Origin of the sequence: Gemmobacter megaterium (assembly GCF_900156815.1) — a bacterium.
Classification (GTDB): domain Bacteria; phylum Pseudomonadota; class Alphaproteobacteria; order Rhodobacterales; family Rhodobacteraceae; genus Wagnerdoeblera; species Wagnerdoeblera megaterium.
On record NZ_FTOT01000045.1, the window covers coordinates 1 to 1,006 of the forward strand.

At 60.0% G+C, this 1,006-nt stretch carries 3 protein-coding genes; all 3 read left to right on the forward strand.

Going from position 1 to position 1,006, the window contains the following annotated elements; translation table 11 throughout:
- The first annotated feature begins 87 nt into the window (after positions 1 to 87).
- On the forward strand, positions 88 to 381 hold the full coding sequence (locus BW970_RS20265; RefSeq protein WP_076534771.1) for a transposase: 294 nt from the start codon (positions 88 to 90) through the stop codon (positions 379 to 381).
- 8 nt (positions 382 to 389) lie between these two features.
- Positions 390 to 596, forward strand: a complete 207-nt coding sequence (locus BW970_RS20875; RefSeq protein ID WP_083701414.1) for a hypothetical protein — start codon at positions 390 to 392, stop codon at positions 594 to 596.
- Positions 597 to 718: 122 nt separating this feature from the next.
- Positions 719 to 1,006 (forward strand): DDE-type integrase/transposase/recombinase (locus BW970_RS20270; protein WP_234978509.1); only part of this gene is annotated, 288 nt, incomplete at its 3' end.

Below are 1,006 nucleotides of genomic sequence, written 5' to 3' on the forward strand. Positions count from 1 at the left end.
CTTGATCTGAGCTACCCCCCGAAATTCGGACACTGACATAAGCTACGATTTGCAGTCTGCTGATCTTCGACGAGAAGGAGATCAGAAATGTCGAAACGGAAGCAGCACGCGCCTGAGTTCAAGGCGAAGGTCGCGCTGGAAGCCCTGAAAGGCGAGGAGACGGCTGCCGAACTGGCAAGCCGGTTCGGGGTGCATCCGACGATGATCCATCAATGGAAGCGAGCCCTGCTCGAAGGCGCCTCCGGTGTGTTCGAACGCGGGGGCCGCAAGAGGCCGGAGATTGACGAGGAGCAGGTGAAGGAGCTCCACGCCAAGATCGGGGAGCTGGCGGTGGCCAACTCTTTTTTGGAACGAAAGCTGAAGCCCTGGGGCGGGAAGTGAGGCGTGGCATGATCGAGCCTGACCACCCGGATCTGTCGATCGGCCAGCAGTGCAAGTTGCTGTCGATCGCGCGCTCGTCTTTCTACTACACGCCCAAGGGCGAGACCGAACAGAACCTCGGCCTGATGCGGCGGATCGACGAGCAGTTCCTGGAGCCCCCGTTTTTCGGCGTCCGGCAAATGACCTGCATCTGCGTAACGACGGACACCTGGTGAACGAGAAGCGGATACGGCGGCTGATGCGCCTGATGGGGCTCATGCCGATTTACCAGAAACCCAACACCAGCAGGCCAGCAAGGGGCCACAAGACCTATCCATATCTGCTGAGAAGGTTGCGGGTGGAACGTCCGAACCAGGTCTGGTGCTCGGACATCACCTATCTGCCCATGCGGCGCGGGTTCCTCTACTTGGTGGCGATCATGGACTGGCATACCCGCAAGGTTCTGTCCTGGCGGATCTCGAACACGCTGGAGGCCGACTTCTGTGTCGAGGCGCTGACCGAGGCCATCCACAAGTTCGGCCCGCCCGAGATAATGAATACGGATCAGGGATCCCAGTTCACCTCTTTCGCCTGGACAGATCGGCTCCGCCGATCAGGCGTGCGGATCTCGATGGATGGAAAAGGC